At 37.4% G+C, this 18,387-nt stretch carries 19 protein-coding genes and 1 rRNA gene; 8 read left to right on the top strand and 12 right to left on the bottom strand.

What is annotated here, in order from left to right; genetic code table 11:
* Positions 1-71 precede the first annotated feature (71 nt).
* On the top strand, positions 72-962 hold the full coding sequence (locus AC1M9F_RS13150; RefSeq protein ID WP_481597988.1) for a hypothetical protein: 891 nt from the start codon (positions 72-74) through the stop codon (positions 960-962).
* Positions 963-997: 35 nt separating this feature from the next.
* Here AC1M9F_RS13150 and trpB read toward each other — a convergent pair whose 3' ends face one another.
* From trpB to AC1M9F_RS13105, 9 genes are all read right to left on the bottom strand, one after another.
* Complete coding sequence (trpB, locus tag AC1M9F_RS13145) at positions 998-2,206, bottom strand: tryptophan synthase subunit beta (protein ID WP_481597987.1); 1,209 nt, start codon at positions 2,204-2,206, stop codon at positions 998-1,000.
* Positions 2,207-2,241: 35 nt separating this feature from the next.
* Complete coding sequence (locus AC1M9F_RS13140; RefSeq protein WP_481597986.1) at positions 2,242-3,429, bottom strand: vWA domain-containing protein; 1,188 nt, start codon at positions 3,427-3,429, stop codon at positions 2,242-2,244.
* Positions 3,430-3,437: 8 nt separating this feature from the next.
* Positions 3,438-4,289 carry an AAA family ATPase gene (locus AC1M9F_RS13135; RefSeq protein WP_092768445.1) on the bottom strand — a complete coding sequence of 284 codons (852 nt, stop codon included), beginning with the start codon at positions 4,287-4,289 and terminating at the stop codon, positions 3,438-3,440.
* A gap of 29 nt (positions 4,290-4,318) precedes the next feature.
* Positions 4,319-4,690, bottom strand: coding sequence for a hypothetical protein (locus AC1M9F_RS13130; RefSeq protein ID WP_092768473.1), 372 nt, complete (start codon positions 4,688-4,690; stop codon positions 4,319-4,321).
* 34 nt (positions 4,691-4,724) lie between these two features.
* Positions 4,725-5,030 (bottom strand): YcgL domain-containing protein, encoded by a 306-nt coding sequence (locus tag AC1M9F_RS13125; RefSeq protein WP_035266558.1) that lies wholly within the window; start codon positions 5,028-5,030, stop codon positions 4,725-4,727.
* A gap of 129 nt (positions 5,031-5,159) precedes the next feature.
* The gene (locus AC1M9F_RS13120) at positions 5,160-6,302 is read right to left on the bottom strand and encodes a ribonuclease D (protein ID WP_481598008.1); all 1,143 of its coding nucleotides are present in this window, start codon (positions 6,300-6,302) and stop codon (positions 5,160-5,162) included.
* Positions 6,303-6,511: 209 nt separating this feature from the next.
* Entirely contained in the window at positions 6,512-7,108 is a 597-nt protein-coding gene (gene recR, locus AC1M9F_RS13115; RefSeq protein ID WP_481597985.1) for a recombination mediator RecR, read from the bottom strand.
* A 12-nt stretch (positions 7,109-7,120) separates the two neighbouring features.
* Positions 7,121-7,450: a YbaB/EbfC family nucleoid-associated protein gene (locus tag AC1M9F_RS13110; RefSeq protein WP_035266548.1), complete on the bottom strand. Its 330-nt coding sequence runs from the start codon at positions 7,448-7,450 to the stop codon at positions 7,121-7,123.
* Between the two features lie 24 nt (positions 7,451-7,474).
* Positions 7,475-8,662, bottom strand: a complete 1,188-nt coding sequence (locus tag AC1M9F_RS13105; RefSeq protein WP_481597984.1) for an O-succinylhomoserine sulfhydrylase — start codon at positions 8,660-8,662, stop codon at positions 7,475-7,477.
* 141 nt (positions 8,663-8,803) lie between these two features.
* Between AC1M9F_RS13105 and AC1M9F_RS13100 the strand changes: the two genes are divergently transcribed.
* The 6 genes from AC1M9F_RS13100 to ppk1 all read left to right on the top strand — a co-directional run bounded on the left by AC1M9F_RS13100 (position 8,804) and on the right by ppk1 (position 15,145).
* Positions 8,804-9,898 carry an alpha/beta fold hydrolase gene (locus tag AC1M9F_RS13100; RefSeq protein WP_092768451.1) on the top strand — a complete coding sequence of 365 codons (1,095 nt, stop codon included), beginning with the start codon at positions 8,804-8,806 and terminating at the stop codon, positions 9,896-9,898.
* A gap of 5 nt (positions 9,899-9,903) precedes the next feature.
* Positions 9,904-10,773, top strand: a complete 870-nt coding sequence (locus AC1M9F_RS13095; RefSeq protein WP_481597983.1) for an NAD(P)-dependent oxidoreductase — start codon at positions 9,904-9,906, stop codon at positions 10,771-10,773.
* Between the two features lie 83 nt (positions 10,774-10,856).
* Entirely contained in the window at positions 10,857-11,123 is a 267-nt protein-coding gene (locus tag AC1M9F_RS13090; RefSeq protein WP_035266544.1) for a YARHG domain-containing protein, read from the top strand.
* 29 nt (positions 11,124-11,152) lie between these two features.
* Entirely contained in the window at positions 11,153-11,566 is a 414-nt protein-coding gene (locus tag AC1M9F_RS13085; protein ID WP_092768455.1) for an HIT family protein, read from the top strand.
* A gap of 218 nt (positions 11,567-11,784) precedes the next feature.
* Positions 11,785-12,897: a porin gene (locus AC1M9F_RS13080; RefSeq protein WP_481597982.1), complete on the top strand. Its 1,113-nt coding sequence runs from the start codon at positions 11,785-11,787 to the stop codon at positions 12,895-12,897.
* A 181-nt stretch (positions 12,898-13,078) separates the two neighbouring features.
* On the top strand, positions 13,079-15,145 hold the full coding sequence (ppk1, locus tag AC1M9F_RS13075; protein ID WP_481597981.1) for a polyphosphate kinase 1: 2,067 nt from the start codon (positions 13,079-13,081) through the stop codon (positions 15,143-15,145).
* A gap of 10 nt (positions 15,146-15,155) precedes the next feature.
* On the opposite strand, the gene ybaK is transcribed toward ppk1, so the two are convergent.
* Positions 15,156-15,626, bottom strand: coding sequence for a Cys-tRNA(Pro) deacylase (gene ybaK / locus AC1M9F_RS13070; RefSeq protein WP_481598007.1), 471 nt, complete (start codon positions 15,624-15,626; stop codon positions 15,156-15,158).
* Positions 15,627-15,896: 270 nt separating this feature from the next.
* Here ybaK and AC1M9F_RS13065 point away from each other — a divergent pair, with 270 nt between their 5' ends.
* Complete coding sequence (locus AC1M9F_RS13065) at positions 15,897-16,382, top strand: lytic transglycosylase domain-containing protein (protein WP_481597980.1); 486 nt, start codon at positions 15,897-15,899, stop codon at positions 16,380-16,382.
* Positions 16,383-16,407: 25 nt separating this feature from the next.
* On the opposite strand, the gene AC1M9F_RS13060 is transcribed toward AC1M9F_RS13065, so the two are convergent.
* Both AC1M9F_RS13060 and rrf read right to left on the bottom strand, forming a co-directional pair.
* On the bottom strand, positions 16,408-17,760 hold the full coding sequence (locus tag AC1M9F_RS13060; RefSeq protein WP_481597979.1) for an MFS transporter: 1,353 nt from the start codon (positions 17,758-17,760) through the stop codon (positions 16,408-16,410).
* A gap of 552 nt (positions 17,761-18,312) precedes the next feature.
* Positions 18,313-18,387 (bottom strand): 5S ribosomal RNA (rrf, locus tag AC1M9F_RS13055); the annotation flags it as partial.

The raw sequence follows: 18,387 nt of genomic DNA, 5'->3' as shown, positions 1-18,387 counted from the left end.
AGTCATTGAACTATTTAAACAGCATTAGTAAAGTCGTCACATTATGGAATTTTTTTGCCTAAGGACTAATGATGTATAAAAAGTTATTGTGTTACACCGCTTTATTTGTAACTGCTTCCACTTATGCATCTGAACTTGAACCAACGATAAAGAATCAAATAGAGCTGCTAAAAAAAGCAAAAACATATCAAAAAAAGACGCTCATCACGCCTGCATGTAATACCTATGAAAAAGCCTACAAAATGGGATATTTAGGGGCTGATCAAGATATGAAAAATCCAAGAAAAAACAAAGAATTTGTTGAAGCCGCCCTGCAAACTTCTGCCTGTTATACAAATTTGAATTATACAGAACAACCCCAAAAATGGCTCGAAGGCACTGTAACGCTATTTAAGTTAAAAAATTATTTTGCAGTCCCAAACTTAGATGGCCGACTCAAAGAAATTCAAGATGAAATGATGTCGATCGCAGAAGTGCTATATTTCAAAAAAAATGCTGACTATCGCAATCCCTCTTCTGAAGTAACCAATGCCTGTGCTGCATCTGAAATTGGCTTCAAAATTGGTTATTTAGGTGATCCTGATAAAGCTAAAGATCCTGCATTCAATGCAACATACGTACAACATGGTTTATTTCATGCCGCTTGCGTTTCTCTACTTCCATCCAAGGTTAAATCTGAGAATCCAGCATTTACGAGTTATTTGTCTTACGCAATTTTAAAAGAACTTGCCACCAAATATGACAGCAAAAAAGCACACGAACTAAGTGCACCAGCTGATGAAATTATGAAAACCATGGTTCAAGCTCAACAAGCTCAACAAGCTCAACAAGCTCAACAAGCTCAACAAGCGACTGAAACACTTGCTCAAGATCTTTCAATTGAAACTCCGCTCATTCCAATTGAAATTTCATCCTTTGAAAATATTCTTACGCCTTTGAATGAAGAACCACCAGAAATGTAATTAAAAAAACCAGCCTAAGCTGGTTTTTTTATGTGTTAATTTAAACCTAATTTTTCTGCCACATAGTCCGAGTCTTTATCACCTCGACCTGATAAATTCACCACAACAATGGTATCTTTGGACAATTGTGGAGCTTCGCGTATCGCCCAAGCAACAGCATGTGAACTTTCTAATGCAGGCACAATCCCTTCAACTCGAGATAGAGTCATGAATGCATTCAGACATTCTTCATCAGTTGCTGTTGAGTACTCAACACGACCAATATCTTTTAAGAAACTGTGTTGAGGCCCCACACCAGGATAATCTAATCCAGAAGCAATTGAATGCACAGGTAATGGCTCGCCATTTTCATCTTCCAGTACATAACACGCCATACCATGAAGTTGACTTGGTTTACCTAAAGTTAGTGTTGCCGAATGTTGATCAGTATCTAAACCATGTCCTGCTGGTTCAACACCAATCAATTTCACACTACCATCATTAAGGAATGCACTGAATGCTCCCATTGCATTTGAGCCACCGCCAACACAAGCAACAATATAATCAGGATATTTGTTAAATCTGTCTTGTGATTGAACTTTAATTTCATCACCGATAATTACTTGGAAATCACGCACCATTTTAGGAAATGGATGTGGACCAACGACTGATCCGATGGCATAAATAAAGCTATCAGGGTCTTTCAAATACTCTTCGAAAGCACTATCAACAGCATCTTTTAATGTTGCTGTTCCACGCGTGACTGAGATTAGATTCGCACCCAAAATTTTCATTTTCACGACATTTGGATGTTCTTTTTCAATATCAACTTGACCCATATGAATTTCACATGGGATACCAACCAAGGCACAAGCGGTGGCTAATGCGACACCATGTTGACCTGCCCCAGTTTCAGCAATGACTTTTTTCTTGCCCATGTATTTAGCAAGTAAAGCTTCACCCAAACAATGGTTAATTTTATGTGCACCTGTATGGTTCAAATCTTCACGCTTCAGATAAATTTGAGCACCGCCCAATTGTTCTGAAAGTCGTTTGGCATGAAATAAAGGACTTGGACGACCTACATAATGCGCAAACAGCTCTGAAAGCTCATTTTGAAATTCAGGTGTTTTACTAATTTCTTCATAAGCAACATTGATTTCATCCATTGCTGCTTTTAAATGAGGTGGAATGAATTGACCACCATATTCACCAAAAAAACCTTCTTCATTTGGCAATGCCACACCATTGATTTGATAGCTCATATCAAGATCCTTTAGATGAATATAATTTAAAAAAGTTAGCGCGAGAGGAATTTAGTCATATCTTCAATGCCTTTTAAAGTCATTGGATACATATGATCTTCAAATATTTCTTTGATCATTCCTATCGTTTGAGTGTAATGCCAGTAATTCTCAGTTTCAGGATTCAACCAAGCCGTCTTTTCATAATGCTGGCGCAAACGACGCAACCAAATTTCACCCGACTCTTCATTCATGTATTCGACAGAACCACCAGCAGATTTTAATTCGTATGGCGCCATACTTGCATCACCAACAACAATCACTCGATAATCTTTACCATAGGTATTCAATAAATCTAAGGTATTCATTTTTGTCGAAGTACGGCGATGATTGTCTTTCCAAACGTAATCATAAAGACAGTTATGGAAATAGAAATATTCTAAAGTCTTAAATTCTGTTTTGGCTGCACTAAACAGTTTTTCACATTGTGCAATATAGGCATCCATAGAACCGCCTACATCGAACAACATCAAAACTTTAATTCGATTACGACGCTCTGGCACCATCTGTACATCAAGAATTCCCTGCTTAGCCGTTTCGCGAATCGTTTGATCTATATCAAGCTCTTCTTCAGCACCTTGACGCGCAAATTTTCTCAGACGACGCAACGCCATTTGCATATGGCGTGTTCCCAAAATTTGATCATCATCAAGATTTTGGTATTTACGTTGTTCCCATACTTTCACCGCAGATTTTTTACGTCCCGGCCCTCCAATTCTCACCCCCTCTGGGTGATCACCAAAAGCTCCAAACGGTGAAGTGCCACCTGTGCCAATCATACGATTACCACCTTGGTGTTTTTTATGTTGCTCACGCAAACGCTCTTCCAGCATTTTCATGAGCTCTTCTAAAGAACCTGCTCTTTGTAGTGCTTCACGTTGCTCTGGCGTTAAGTGTTTTTCAAGGAGTTCTAAATCAAACCATTCTTTAGGAAGTTGATTAACTTTACTGAGTAAATCATCTACATCAAAGGTTTGAATGCCCTGAAAATAATCCTTCATAGCACGATCATACTTATCGAAGTAACGCTCATCCTTGACCATGACTGTCTTCACAAGCTGATAAAAATCATCTTGATCTGCAAAAACCAAACCTAGACTAATTGCTTGATTTAAATCAATCAGCTCGCGCGTCGTTACGGGGATTCCGTATTTTCGCAAGGTGTAAAACAGTCTTACGAACATAGTATCACCTATCGACGAGTCATAAATGCGAGGCGCTCAAGTAGCTGCACATCTTGCTCATTTTTGATGAGCGCACCATACAGCGGTGGAATTGCTTTTGACTTATCATGGTTTCTTAAAATATCTTCAGGCATATCATCAGCCATCAATAAGCTTAACCAATCAATTAATTCAGAAGTTGAAGGTGGCTTCTTAAGACCAGGTATTTGGCGAAGCTTAAAGAAGACCTGAAGTGCCTCACTGACCAATGTCGTTGAAATTCTTGGAAAATGAACTGCAATAATTTCACGCATGGTCTGTTCATCTGGGAATTCAATATAATGAAAGAAACAACGGCGTAAAAAAGCATCAGGAAGTTCTTTTTCATTATTTGAAGTGATGATCACAATTGGACGCTGTGTTGCAGTAATTGTTTCACCAGTTTCATAAACAAAGAATGACATTTTGTCTAGTTCATGAAGCAAATCATTTGGGAACTCGATATCTGCTTTATCAATCTCATCAATTAATAAAACGCAACGTTCTTCAGAGGTAAATGCTTCCCACAATTTACCTGGTTTAATATAGTTTTTAATATCATAAACACGCTCATCACCCAATTGACTATCGCGTAATCTTGAAACGGCATCGTATTCATAAAGACCTTGTTGAGCCTTCGTCGTTGATTTGATATGCCAAGTAATCAGTTTTAAACCCAGGCTATCAGCAACTTGTTCAGCCAATAATGTTTTACCTGTACCTGGCTCACCCTTCACTAAAAGAGGCTTTTGTAACGCTCGAGCGGCCTTCACAGCAAGCTTGAGACTATCTGTGGCGATATATTGATCTGTACCCGTAAATTGATGTGCATCAACAGACATAATGAAACCTTATTTTTTTATTTGGATAATTAAAGTGGTGGTGTCTTCACTGACGATGTGTGTCTCGGATTCTTTTGTTTAGAAGCGTACTTAGTCCAGAAATAACCTGCCAATAACCCTAAAGCAATAACAAAGGCAATCAATGAGAAATTAGACCAGATCAAAGGTGAATCTTTTGTTAATACCCCAAAGATCAAACCAAAAGTTGCAGGTGCTAAGGCGGAATTAGGACCTTCAGAAATCGTTGGTGTTGCCAAAATAGCAAACACAAAAATCCAAGTCACTCCACCTAAAGGTGAAGGTAGGCGTTTCGCTATGCCGTACCAACACCACAGAATAATCAAAGTTCCGAGAATATAGACGGTAATTGCAATGTTATATTCTGGAATTGAATCCAACATTGAAACAAACTGATCCCATCCTCCAACTTGATTATCACGCACCGCGTAGTCCCTCTGGCTCTACCGCATTAGGATTGATCAATCCTTCAGGCGGCAATTGTAAAAAGAATCCTTTCGTCTGAATTGAATCCATCACATGTAAAACATTTGCACGCGCCAATTTGCGTTCTGCATGTAATTCCAGTGACATCACAAATGTCGCTCGGCCAAATGCATTTTTCATTGCATCAGATAATACTGATAACGGATCAACAGCTTCTTGGTTTTCCGCTTGTTCAGGACGCGCAACGTAAATATACATTTCGTCTTTCTTACTTGATTTGTAGATTTCACACCACATGATTCAAACAACACCTTTTAAACTCAAAGCAAAGCATACATCAAAAAAAACGGCGAAACATTAGCGTTTGTTAACGCATCAGTCTAGTTTAGGATGACTGGTAATTCTTTAATCAAATTTTGAGAGAAGTCATTCATTGACTTTCATTTGCATACTCAAATATTGTGCATCTTTATGAAGCAACTCAATTAATGGCTTCGTCATTAAATCATAACGCCAACCGAGTAAATATTGAGGTAAATCTTGTTCATCGCCATGAAAAACCACATGCTGATACAAAGCCCCGAGCCATTTTTTTCGCATTAACACTTCTTTGGGGATCACCAACTCTTCTGCAAGATTACCAATCATGTTATCAACATCATGTGTAATATCTTTAGATGAATGTTTAATTGGTCGAGCAATTCGTAATGGCCATTCTTCCATTGGGGGCAGCAACGCAATAATATCCAAAATCGTTTTACCGTGCTCACGAACCACATTCGGACGAATATTTTTAACTTGGGATAATTGAAATGTATTTTTTGGATTTTTTTCCACCAAATCAATCATAGTGGCATTTTTCAGAATAAAACTTCGAGGCTGATTTAAAGCCTTCACCATTTCTTCACGCCAAACACTGAGCAATTGTAGCTGCATTAACTGCTTTCGAGAGTGTCTATAATTTCCGACATCTTCGTATAGTTTCTCTTTCGGCGTTTCTGTCGCAATCTCAAGCGTAAGGCTCTTACAGTCCTCTAGTACATACTGATAATGCCCTTTTTTCTCTAATTCATTTTTTAGCGCATCGGCTAAATTCATAATATATAAGACATCATTCGCTGCGTATGCTTTTTGCTCTTCAGTTAAAGGACGTGCCAGCCAATCTGAACGTGTTTGATCTTTATCAATTTCTATATTTAAAATTTCTTTAAGCGCATTTTGATAACTGACCTGTAATCCGTGTCCGAGAAAAGACAAAGCCACCTGAGTATCAAATACATTATTAAGATGATTGCCTTTTGAATAATGGTAAATCAGATCAATATCTTCACCACAAGCATGGAAAATATTTTGCTTTGCAGCAAAAACTTTAGGCCAGAAACTCGAAAAATCTAGACGTGTACCGTCTAATAAAAACACCTGATCTGCGACATTGATTTGCAAGACACCCAATTTTGGCCATAGTGTATCAACTTTGATAAATTCAGTATCTAAACCATAAACATCTTGTTGACTCATTAGTGTCAAAACATGCTCGAGTTCTTTTTGCTCTTGGATAAATTGAAACATCATAAAAAACAATGTGCTAGATTGGTATCGAGATGTATTTTAGCTTAAATTATCAATTTTAAATATAAATTTTCAATTAAAGCGTCAAGCAAATCTATGTATACACTGTAAATAGTTATAAAACATGAAAAATTTAATATTTTTTTTGACTAAAAAACTATTCAGAAAAGTGATATTTCTCTAATCAAAAAAATAAGCACAATTTGTGCTTATTTCATTTGCATACGATTATGAACTGCTTGGCTTAAGGTGTGACTATCGACATACTCAAGCTCACCCCCTTGTGGTACACCTTGAGCAATACGTGTCATTTTGATATTCAAATGACGTGTAGCTTCTACCAAATAATGTGCCGTAGCCTGTCCTTCAACCGTTGCATTGGTAGCGAGAATAACCTCTGCTACCTGACCTTCAGCTAAGCGTTGAACTAATGCAGGTATGCCAACCTCTTCAGGCCCTATACCATCTAAAGGAGATAAATGCCCCCCCAATACATGATATTTGCCTCTGAAACTTCCACTTTGCTCAATTGCCATCACGTCTGCAGGAGATTCAACCACACAGAGCAAGGCATCATCTCGGTCTTGCGACAGACAAATGTCACACACCTTATTCTCAGTCAATGAGTGGCAAATAGAACATTCATGGATATGATCAGCGGCATCGCTAAGTGCTTCAGATAATGCCAAAGCACCTTGCTTATTCTTCATGATCAAATGCAACGCCATGCGCTGAGCCGACTTAGGCCCAACGCTTGGTAAAATTCGCAGTGCTTGGACGAGTTGGTCAAACCGTTCGCTGAACACTTGGCAATATCCTTAAAATAAACCTGACAAGCCAGGAGGTAATCCCATACCACTATTTGCAGACTTCATTGTTTCTTCTGAAATCGCTTCGGCTTGGCGTGCAGCGTCATTCATAGCAGCTGCAATCAAATCCTCAATCATATCTGGATCGTCTTGAAGTAATTCTGGATTGATTTCAATGCGTTTTACCACATTACGGCAAGTCATTGTCACTTTTACCAAACCACCACCAGCTTCAGCATGCACTTCTTTCTGTGCAAGCTCTTCTTTCGCTTTCTTGATGTTGGACTCTACTTCCTTTTGCATGCGCTGTGCTTGTTGCATAAGCATGTTAATGTTCATTTGTATACTCCGAACAAATTTAAATTAGACTAAATCAAGACCACGTTGAATGTCTGCAATAATATCATCAACGTCTTCCAAACCTACTGAAAGACGAATTAAACCTTCTGCAATGCCAGCTGCAGCCTTCGCTTCATCAGACAATTTACCATGAGTAGTCGTTGCAGGATGAGTAATCGTTGATTTTGCATCCCCAAGATTTCCAGTAATAGAAATAAATTGAGTGTGATCAATTACTTTCCAAGCAGCTTCTCGCCCACCTTTTACCACGAATGAAACTATACCACCAAAACCTTTTTGTTGCTTTTTAGCCAAATCATGACCTACATGATCCGCTAAGCCAGCAAAGAATACTTTCTCGATTTTATCGTGCTGATGAAGCCACTCAGCAATCTTTTGTGCACTTTCAGAATGAGCCTTCATACGTAGACGAAGCGTTTCCAAACCTTTTAGGAAAACCCAAGCATTGAACGGACTCATAGAAGGCCCAGTTGTACGAACGTAGCCAAAAACTTCTTCAAGTAATTGATGACTACCTACGACAGCACCACCCAACGCACGACCTTGACCATCTAAATATTTTGTTGCTGAATACACGACAAGATCCGCACCCAGTTTTAATGGTTGTTGTAGCACTGGCGTACAGAAACTATTATCAATTGCGAGTAAGGCATCATTTTCATGCGCGATATCTGCTAATGCGCTAATATCAGCAATTTCCGATAATGGATTTGACGGAGATTCTACAAATAGTAGTTTAGTTTCTGGTTTGATCGCAGCTTTCCAAGCATCTAAATCTGTTAAATCAACGAAATTGACAGTCACACCAAACTTAGAAATGTATTTTTCAAATAAGGCCACGGTTGAACCAAATACTGCTCGAGAACATACAACATGATCACCAGCCTTTAAGAATGACATCGCCACCGCCATGATCGCAGCCATACCCGTACTTGTTGCCACTGCACGTTCAGCACCTTCCATTGCAGCCAATCTTTTTTCAAACATTGCGACTGTTGGGTTTGTAAAGCGAGAATAAATATTACCGGGCTCTTTCCCAGAGAATTTAGCTGCTGCTTCTGCTGCATTTGCATACACAAATGAAGAAGTTAGAAACATCGGTTCAGCATGCTCACCTTCAAAACTGCGCGTATGACCTGTACGAAGTGCTAATGTATCAAGTTGGTATTCAATGTCGTCTTGCTGGCTCATTGCTCTAAATCAGTCCTAAAAACTGCCTTTGTGAATAATTGCCAACATTTTGAGCGCCCAAAGCATTTAAGGTCAAGGTAAAATATATAAATATCGCTTAGACTTCGTTCAAATCACATGCTTATGAGATCTTCAACCTTCATGGAACATTTAAAAACTAACTGGCGTTCTAAACAAAGCAAGTTAAAAAATTTAGGGACACGCATTTTTTACGGTAAATCTTTGGTTTTATCTCAAGCAACGCCGTATGAAGTGATAGGTACTCATAAATCGAGTAAAATTCGATATTACGCATCTGAAAATAAAAAATATGTTGAGCCATTGGTCTTTGTCGCGCCTTTAGCGATCAAGATGGATATTTATGATCTTTATCCATACCGTTCTCTTATCAAATATTATACAGAGCAAGGTTTTGATGTGTATTTATTGGATTGGGGACACTTTAGCTATAAAGATCGCGATCTCAACTTTTTAGGTTTTATTGATGATGCAATCCCGAATTGTATCGATCAAATACGCACACACGCTAAATCTGATCAAATTTCTTTACATGGCTGGAGTATGGCGGGAATATTTGTTCTGTTGTACACAGCGCTCAGACAGCCGAACCATGTAAAAAATCTAATCGTTTTAGGTAGTCCAATTGATAGCTTTGCTTCAGGTAGTATCGGAAAGCTATATGCTAAGATGAATCGCTATCTTGAAAGAACTCGTCTACTCAAACATAAAGTTTATAACGGTCGTATTCCTAAGCGCCTCATTCACTCCCCAGGTATTTTAAATGCAATTGGATTTAAAATTTTAGATCCAAAAGGTTGGTATGAAGGCCATAAACAATTATTACTGAATCTTGATGATAAAAAACTTTTGCATGAACATGCCACTTTAGGTTATTTCCTCAATCATATGATTGATTATCCTGCTGGGGTAAACCAAGATATGTTATTCAATGTCTGGTTAAGAAATCCGCTAAAAAATGGTTATATCGAACTTCAAGATAAGAAAATCGAATTAAAAAATATAGACTGCTCTCTTATGATTGGCGCGGGTTCAAGCGATCAAATGGTCACAGCTGATGCTGTTAGACCATTGACTGAATTGACAAATAGTCGTGATGTCACGTTTACTCTTATTCCTGGTGGGCATTTAGGTTTAATGTCGAGTCAAAAAAGTGCCGATCAATTTTGGCCTGAACTTGCTCACTGGTTAGCAGAGCGTTCAACACAAATAGAGTAAAGAAAATGACGACAGTTGCATTTATTGGATTAGGCGCAATGGGTTACCGTATGGCAGCTCATTTACCCAAACACTATGAATCAGTTTTGGTATGGAATCGAAATTTCGAGAAAGCCAAACAACATGCAACTGAATATCAAACACAAGCTGTATCACTTCAAGAAGCTGCCCACGCTGATATCATTTTTAGTTGCTTACCAACGAGTCAGCAAGTCAATGAGATCATTCATCAAGTCGACATTAAACCTGGATCAATTTGGGTAGACTGCACCAGTGGCGTGCCTGATGCAGCTAAAGCACAACAAGCTTTTTTAAAATCAAAAGGTGTATTTTTTCTAGACGCACCGGTTAGCGGACAAACTATCGGTGCTGAAAATGCGACTTTAACCTTCATGGTAGGTGGTGAAAAAGCTGCTTTTGAAGCAGCATTACCAGCAATGCAAGCCATGGGTAAACTCATTAAGCATGTAGGAGACTCAGGATCTGGTTTTGCTGTGAAAGCAGTGAACAACATGCTCTTGGCTGTCCACTTATGTGCCGCTGCTGAAGGTTTTACTGCACTTAAAGCACATGGTGTGGATTTAAATGAAGCATTAGAGTGCATCAATGCTTCAAGTGGTAAAAGTGGTGTGACTGAAAATGTATTGCCTCAACGGGTATTAAATCGAAGTTTTCCAAATACTTTTGCCTTACCGTTACTGAGCAAAGACACTGGTATCGCAGTAGACCTCATTCATCAAGCAAAATTATCCGCACCGGTCATTACGCTTACTCAAAGTCTAATTGGTGCTGCTAATGCAATAGCTGAACCTAATAGTGATTTTTCGACAGCAGTTAAAATGTACGAATCATGGAGCAAAATTACCTTAGAATAAATTTTCGCCATTGAATTCACATATAAAGCCCATATAATTGAAATGTGACAATATCAAATGTCCATTTCTAAATGAGGATACTCATGAATAAGTTTTTATTAGGTTTAATTACTGCTGTATCTGTTTCAGCTGGGGTTAATGCTTTTGCCGATACTACAAAAGAGTGTGAAAAACTTAAAGATGATTACAACATCATCTATGCATCAAAAGGCTTCTGTTTTAAAGATCCAGATACTAAGGCAAAGTTCGGCAATGAAAATTGCAATACAACTAAACCTAAGTTCTCAGAAAAAGAGCAACAAAAGCTTGACTCCATTAAGCAACGTCAGAAAGAATTGAACTGTAAATAATTCAATCTAATTACATTCTGGGAATAGTTATGGCTTACGATGATCAAAATATTTTTGCAAGAATTCTACGTGGTGAACTTCCTGCAATTAAAGTGTATGAGGATGAGCAAGTTCTTGCATTTATGGACATTATGCCTCAGGCAGATGGTCATACTTTAGTCATCCCTAAATCACCTGCCGTAACTTTACTCGACTTAGATCCAAACACTGCAGCGTACACGATTCAAATCGTTCAAAAAATTGCAAAAGCGATTGAAACAGCACTAGATGCAAAAGGTATAGTGTTGATGCAGTTATCTGGTGCTGCAGCTGGGCAAACCGTGCCTCACGTTCACTTCCATCTTATTCCAAGTTCAATTCATGAACTGGGTAAACACGCAGCACAAATGGGTGATCAAGAGCGTATCAAGGCTTTGGCTGAGAAGATTAAAGCTGCTTTATAACAGATCCTCATAAAAAAGGAGCTTTGGCTCCTTTTTTTTGTTTTATGCCTTTTGATTACTATAAATTGTTTCTACCCATTTTAATGATAATGAAATAAATTCTTAATATTACTGACTTATTTGTAATGAATACTTAGCACCAATAGAGAGCAGTAGTTACAAAAAAACTACTGATCATGATTATTAGGACAAAAAATCAGTCTTTACTGGAGCTAGAAATGAAAAAAACACTTTGCGCATTAGCAGTTGGGGCAACACTTATTACACCAGCAATCGCAATGGCAGCTGACGTTAAAATTTATGGTCGCGCACATGTTTCATTAGATTACCTTGATGATGGTAAAGATTATAATGAAGTAGGTCTATCATCTAACTCATCTCGTCTAGGCTTTAAAGTTGAACAAAAACTAGAAAATGATATGACCGTTTTTGGTCAAATTGAACAAGAAATCAACTTTGCAAGTGGCTCATCTGATAGCAGCGGTGTTGATTTTGCTACTCGTGATACTTTTGTAGGTTTAAAAGGCGATTTCGGTCAAGCTCGTGTCGGTCGTTTTGATAGTCCATTTAAAGTTGCCCGTGGCCCAGTTAATTTCTTTGGCGATCAATTAGGTGATATTCGTAATGTTACTCGCGTCGCTGATCAACGTTTTGACGAACGTAATGCAAATACAATTGAATATAAGTCTCCAAAACTTGGAAATGGTTTCAATGTATTAGCAGCACTTTCTCTCCACGAAGGTACAGTACCTGATGCAAAAGATAACAAAGATAAAGCTTATGATCTTGCTTTAACTTTTAAGGAAGGTGCTATTGATTTCGCAGCTGCATATGAACATTATCAAGAAGATGCTGGTCGTGGTGAGCGTGATGGTTTCCGTTTAGCAGGTGCTTATAAAGTCACACCTGAGTTAAATCTTGGTGCATTTTACCAATACACGACCTATGATAACCCAGGATATGTATCAGCAGTTGCAGATGAAGTTATTGCAGGAGAAGCTAGCATTTCTGACCTTAATAAAGTAATTTCTAAACAAGATACTCATGTTTTTGGTGTTGCAGCCGATTATAAATTTGCTCCTAAAACATATATCCGTGGGCAAATTATGCATCGTGATGTAGACACGACAGATGCAAATGCAACACTCATTGCACTTGGTCTTGAACATCGTCTAGATAAAGCTGTACGTGTTTATGGCAATATCGCAACAGCACTTAATGATAAAAATACAAACATTAATCCTTGGGCAGAAGGACGCTCTAACAAAGCACCTGCTTTTCAAGGTGAAGATGCTTTAGGTCTCTCAGTAGGCATGCGTTACGACTTCTAAAATCTTTTATCCAATGTTTAAAGCACACTCATCAGTGTGCTTTATTCTTTAAAAACTTAAACAAATCTATCTATTTAAGTTTATTTATTCCCATCAACAATATGTAATATTACTGTCACACATCAAACGTACCATCGCTGCAAGGTCTTTCCTGACGGCTTATAAAGCAATAATTGGTACTATGCAATCTTTTGAAAACTTTCAACACAATTCAGATACTTACATAAATCGCGAACTTTCATTATTAGAATTCCATAAACGTGTTTTAGCTCAAGCTAAAGACCCTCACCACCCCTTATTAGAGCGACTAAATTTTTTAATCATCTTTTCTCGGAATTTAGATGAGTTTTTTGAAATACGCGTTGCTGGACTTTTAAAACAGATCGAATTAAATCAGATAACAACTGCGCCTGATGCTATTCCCAATGAAATTATTTTAGAACAAATATCTAAAACAACGCATCATGCGGTTCAAGAACAATATCAAATACTTAATAACGAGCTCATTCCTCAACTTAAATCTTATGGTATCGAATTTATTCAATATCATGGAATTTTAGATAAATATACTGAATGGATTCAAAACTACTTCAGTAAATTTATTCAACCAGTAATCACGCCCATCAGTTTAGACCCTGCCCATCCTTTTCCCCGTTTAGTCAATAAGAGCCTTAATTTTATTGTCACACTTGAAGGTAAAGATGCTTTTGGTCGTCAGATTGAGCTCGCGATCGTACCTGCACCGAGAACTTTGCCAAGGGCGGTCAAAATTCCTGATGACTTATGCGAAGGTAAGCAACATTACATCCTGTTGTCGGCTATTCTGCAACAACATATCAATGACTTATTTCCAGGAATGAAGGCGACAGGATGCTACCAATTCCGTGTTACACGCAACGCTGACTTAAATTTAGCTGACGATGTAGACGATCTTGCAGTTGCTCTTAAAGATGAACTTTCTTCGCGAAGATTTGGACGTGAAGTTCGACTTGAAATTGATCACAATTGCCCAGAAACGATTAACCAATATCTACTTGAACAATTTTCTTTAGAACCTTCACAACTCTATCGTGTTCAAGGTCCTGTAAATTTAGCTCGATTATTTTCAGATTTTGATTGTCCAGATTTGAAGTTTAAACCCTATCAACCCGTGATACCGAAGATATTGAGACAATCAAAAAGTATATTTGATGTATTAAAACAACGTGATGTCCTTTTACATCATCCTTTTGACTCATTTTCACCCGTCATCAACCTGTTAAAAGAGGCTGCAAAAGACCCTAATGTCTTGGCAATTAAGCAAACTCTTTATCGCAGCGGACCAGATTCAGAGATCGTTCAGGTCTTAGCAGAAGCAGCACGAAATGGTAAAGAAGTTACTGCGATTATTGAATTACGTGCTAGATTCGATGAAGAATCCAATATCCTGGTCGCCAACCTCCTACAAGAAGCTGGAGCTGTTGTTGTGTATGGCATCGTGGGCTATAAAACTCACGCTAAAATGATTCTGGTTGTTCGTAGAGAAGCAGATCATCTGAAACGGTATGTTCATTTGGGAACTGGCAATTATCATGCTGGTAATGCAAAAATGTATACCGATTACGGTCTTCTGACCACTGATGATGACATTTGTGAAGATGTCCATAAAATCTTTCAAGAATTGACAGGTATGGGAAAAATGGCAAAGCCTAAAAAGCTGTTCCATGCACCTTTTACCTTGCATGAACAGCTTTTAAAACTCATTGCCAATGAAATCCACCATGCTAAGTCTGGTCATAAAGCGCATATTATTATCAAAGTTAACGCTTTAACTGAACCACAATTAATCGCGGCACTTTATCAAGCGTCAAATGCAGGTGTTCAAATCGATCTGATCATTCGTTCCATCTGTTCATTAAGACCTCAAGTACCACAGTTATCAGAAAATATCCGCGTCAGATCCATTGTAGGACGTTTTTTAGAACACACACGGGTCTACTATTTTCTAGATCGGGGCAATGAAAAATTATATTGTTCAAGTGCAGACTGGATGGGACGTAATTTATTTTCAAGAGTAGAAACTTGTTTCCCGATTGAAGATAGAAAGTTAAAGAAAACGATTATTAAAGATGGTCTACTGAATTATCTGAACGATAATCAACGTGCTTGGGAATTAGATCAAGAACATCAATGGAACAAGGTATGCCCAACTGATGATCAAGAAATTTTTATCGCTCAAGAATATCTAACCAATCTACGTCAAATGTAGTGATCAAACATTAAGTGTGATCCACAATGTCCTTAAATTGAGCATCTAATACTTGGGCCAATGATTGAGGATCTAATCCGATATCTAGCCCTCGTTTTCCACCACTCACGTACACCTTTTTAAGAGAACTTGCCGATTGGTGAATGACTGTCTTAAGTCGCTTTTTTTGAGCAATTGGACTAATCCCACCCACTAAGTAACCGGTCAGACGCTCAGCCACTTTCGGATCAGCCATTTTAAGTTTTTTACAACTGAAAGCATTCGCCGCCTTTTTTAAATTAAGTTGATGGTCCACTGGTAAAATTGTCACAAAATAATTGACATCATCTGTCACTAGAAGAGTCTTAAAAACTTCATGTACAGATAAACCCAATTTTTGAGCTGCTTCTAAACCAAAACTTTCAGCATTAGGATCATGCTCATATTCATGAACAGAATAATCTATCTTTTTGTTCTTCAAATATTTACAAGCTGGCGTCATGATGATTTCAGGCATTTAATAATGGCATTATTATAAGAAAATTTTTGAATCAATTTTAAAGTTTTTCTGATCTATTTATCTTACTCATCAATATATTGCAAAACTACAACACTCCAATTTATCTAGGGCTTGACCCCAATCACCAGCTTACTTATGATTTTTGCAAATTGAATTTGCACGGTTACTATTTTGCTTTTTTTACAACGTTTACAATCACCTCCCCCATCCTTTACTTTCCTTAAATATAGTTTAGTTCTATCATCGTGTATCGTGTTTGTTGGTTGCTCATCTTTAGGTGGTGGTTCAGTACAAAAACGCGCCGCAAAACTTTCAACAGGTATTCAAAAGGCATACTCTGTACACCCAGACACCGCAAATAGAGTTTCACCACTAATTGTGCAAAGTGCGCAACAATTTGATGTCGACCCCCTGTTAATGGCCGCTCTTATTCGACAAGAATCGAGTTATCGAAATTATGCAGTATCACCAGCAGGTGCTGTAGGTCTTACTCAAATTATCCCTAGATATTGGCAACAATCTTGTCCAGGTGACCTTTTTCAAGAAAATATTAATATACATTGTGGGACTTTTATCCTATCAAAATATAATCAATCTGCTGGTAGCTGGAAAAAAGCACTGGCCTATTACAACGTTGGACCTACTGGATACAACACAAATCGAAAAATGAAAAAACAAGGTAAACGTTATGCCAAACAGGTAAAAGAGCATCAAAAAAATTTAAAATCACATTTATAAAAAAGCCTCTTATGAGGCTTTTATTCTACTGTGTAATTGAAGATGCGATTTTTATTTTTTCAGGAACTGTTTCAATCACTTTTGTCCTTTTAATACAGAATACGGCTATTGCACCAATTACTGCTGGTATAGCAACGGCAATGAAATTCCATTTGTGCGGCAATTCCATTCCTAAAAGAATACCAATGACAATGGGGCCGACAATTGCACCTATACGCCCTACTGCTGAAGCCCAACCAATCCCAGTTGAACGTACAGCAATTGGATAAGATTGCGCTACATAGCTATATATTAAAATACTTGTACCAATTGATGCTGCACCAGCCAATGCCACAAGTAGATAAATAACCATTGGCGGCGAATTGAAACTTAATCCAAATAAAGCAAAAGCTCCAATTACAAACATCGAAATCACTACAGGTTTGAGATGAAATTTGTCTGCTAGAATTCCACCACCAATAGTACCGATGACAGCGCCAATATTTAATGAAAGTAAAAACGTTAAACTACTTCCTAAAGAATAACCTGCAGCCATCATTAACTTTGGTAACCAACTTCCTAATGCGTATGTCATTAAAAGACACATAAAAAAGCAGCACCAAAATAACAACGTCGTTGTCGCTCTATTATCAGTAAAAAGAGATTTAACCGATGCATCAGGTAGTTTAATTTCGTTTAGAACCAAATGAGTTGAAGAATTAACATTTAAATCTGCATTAATCTTATTAATAATTTCTGAGGCAGGTTCATAATTTTTTTGTTTCACTAAAAATGTTAGTGATTCAGGCATATACTTCCATATAAACGGTAATACTAATAATGGAATTCCTGCAATAAAGAACATAATCTGCCAACCAAATTCAGGTGTAAATTTTACACCCAATAAAGCCGCCATAATTCCGCCAACTGCATAGCCACTAAACATAATCGTAACTAAGGTACTTCTCAATTTTTGTGGTGCATATTCAGAAGTTAAAGTTACTAAATTTGGCAAAACACCGCCGATACCAAGTCCAGCAATAAATCTTAAAACTCCAAATTCTGTTGGATTAGTTGCGAATCCTCCTAAAAAAGTAAAACCACTGAACAAGGTTACACAAATTAAAATAACTTTTTTTCGACCAATTTTATCTGCCAACATGCCAAAAAGCATCGCACCAAACATCATCCCCGCTAGCGCTGTGCTCGCTAATAACCCAGCTTGGACAGAAGTCATCCCCCACTCTTGCATAAGAAGTGGCAACGTTACACCATTAATTGCTAAATCATAACCGTCAAAAATTACGATAAATAAACACCATAATACGATTGATAAATGAAAGGGTTTAAATTTTGCATTATCAATTACAGCATTCACATTCATTGTCTGCGCTGTCATTTTTATCTCACCTCCAATTGTGAGTATTTTTAAAATAATGAACCTAGATTCATATTTTATATAAATGCAATAAATTAGGATTTTTGTCTATACAACTTTCTAGTGGACTATTCATTTAATAGATTGATTAATAATTCAATTGGCATAAAAAATCATGAAAATTCAAGTTTTAAGAGTTTTATATTTATTCTTAGTTACTAAGAATAAATTCTTATATAACCTTTCGACTGAAATCTTGATTTTCAATACTCAATCTGCAAATTAGGATTGGCATTTTATTTAATAGTCAACTTTGATGCTATTTGTAAATAAAAATTTCATTGTAAATCATTCATTTTTTGAACCATTCATTATTGTTTATTATTTAGCTTTTCAACTAATTAGTTGGGTTGTTTTTATGATATTAGCCTTATCACTAAGGCATTTATTGTTTAGCATAAATTAACTGAATGGAGCTTCTTATTTAATTACAAGGATTTAATTATTTTGAAATTCAATTTTATATATATAAAAAAACACCCCCTTCGAATGAAGGGGGTGTTTAGAATAATGAGCTGGCGATGACTTACTCTCACATGGGTAACCCCACACTACCATCAGCGCTAAGAGGTTTCACTTCTGAGTTCG

This window comes from Acinetobacter sp. ANC_7504, from assembly GCF_056779995.1.
The sequence above is the reverse complement of the archived record's forward strand: the minus strand, read 5'-3'. Positions and strand labels throughout refer to the sequence as shown.

Bases quoted from the DNA above. Each gene is read 5' to 3' on its own strand.
- AC1M9F_RS13150 (WP_481597988.1), top strand. From the start codon at position 72: ATGTATAAAAAGTTATTGTGTTACACCGCTTTATTTGTAACTGCTTCC.
- trpB (WP_481597987.1), bottom strand. From the start codon at position 2,206: ATGAGCTATCAAATCAATGGTGTGGCATTGCCAAATGAAGAAGGTTTT.
- AC1M9F_RS13140 (WP_481597986.1), bottom strand. From the start codon at position 3,429: ATGTTCGTAAGACTGTTTTACACCTTGCGAAAATACGGAATCCCCGTA.
- AC1M9F_RS13135 (WP_092768445.1), bottom strand. From the start codon at position 4,289: ATGTCTGTTGATGCACATCAATTTACGGGTACAGATCAATATATCGCC.
- AC1M9F_RS13130 (WP_092768473.1), bottom strand. From the start codon at position 4,690: ATGTTGGATTCAATTCCAGAATATAACATTGCAATTACCGTCTATATT.
- AC1M9F_RS13125 (WP_035266558.1), bottom strand. From the start codon at position 5,030: ATGTGGTGTGAAATCTACAAATCAAGTAAGAAAGACGAAATGTATATT.
- AC1M9F_RS13120 (WP_481598008.1), bottom strand. From the start codon at position 6,302: ATGTTTCAATTTATCCAAGAGCAAAAAGAACTCGAGCATGTTTTGACA.
- AC1M9F_RS13110 (WP_035266548.1), bottom strand. From the start codon at position 7,450: ATGAACATTAACATGCTTATGCAACAAGCACAGCGCATGCAAAAGGAA.
- AC1M9F_RS13105 (WP_481597984.1), bottom strand. From the start codon at position 8,662: ATGAGCCAGCAAGACGACATTGAATACCAACTTGATACATTAGCACTT.
- AC1M9F_RS13100 (WP_092768451.1), top strand. From the start codon at position 8,804: ATGGAACATTTAAAAACTAACTGGCGTTCTAAACAAAGCAAGTTAAAA.
- AC1M9F_RS13095 (WP_481597983.1), top strand. From the start codon at position 9,904: ATGACGACAGTTGCATTTATTGGATTAGGCGCAATGGGTTACCGTATG.
- AC1M9F_RS13090 (WP_035266544.1), top strand. From the start codon at position 10,857: ATGAATAAGTTTTTATTAGGTTTAATTACTGCTGTATCTGTTTCAGCT.
- AC1M9F_RS13085 (WP_092768455.1), top strand. From the start codon at position 11,153: ATGGCTTACGATGATCAAAATATTTTTGCAAGAATTCTACGTGGTGAA.
- AC1M9F_RS13080 (WP_481597982.1), top strand. From the start codon at position 11,785: ATGAAAAAAACACTTTGCGCATTAGCAGTTGGGGCAACACTTATTACA.
- ppk1 (WP_481597981.1), top strand. From the start codon at position 13,079: ATGCAATCTTTTGAAAACTTTCAACACAATTCAGATACTTACATAAAT.
- ybaK (WP_481598007.1), bottom strand. From the start codon at position 15,626: ATGACGCCAGCTTGTAAATATTTGAAGAACAAAAAGATAGATTATTCT.
- AC1M9F_RS13060 (WP_481597979.1), bottom strand. From the start codon at position 17,760: ATGACAGCGCAGACAATGAATGTGAATGCTGTAATTGATAATGCAAAA.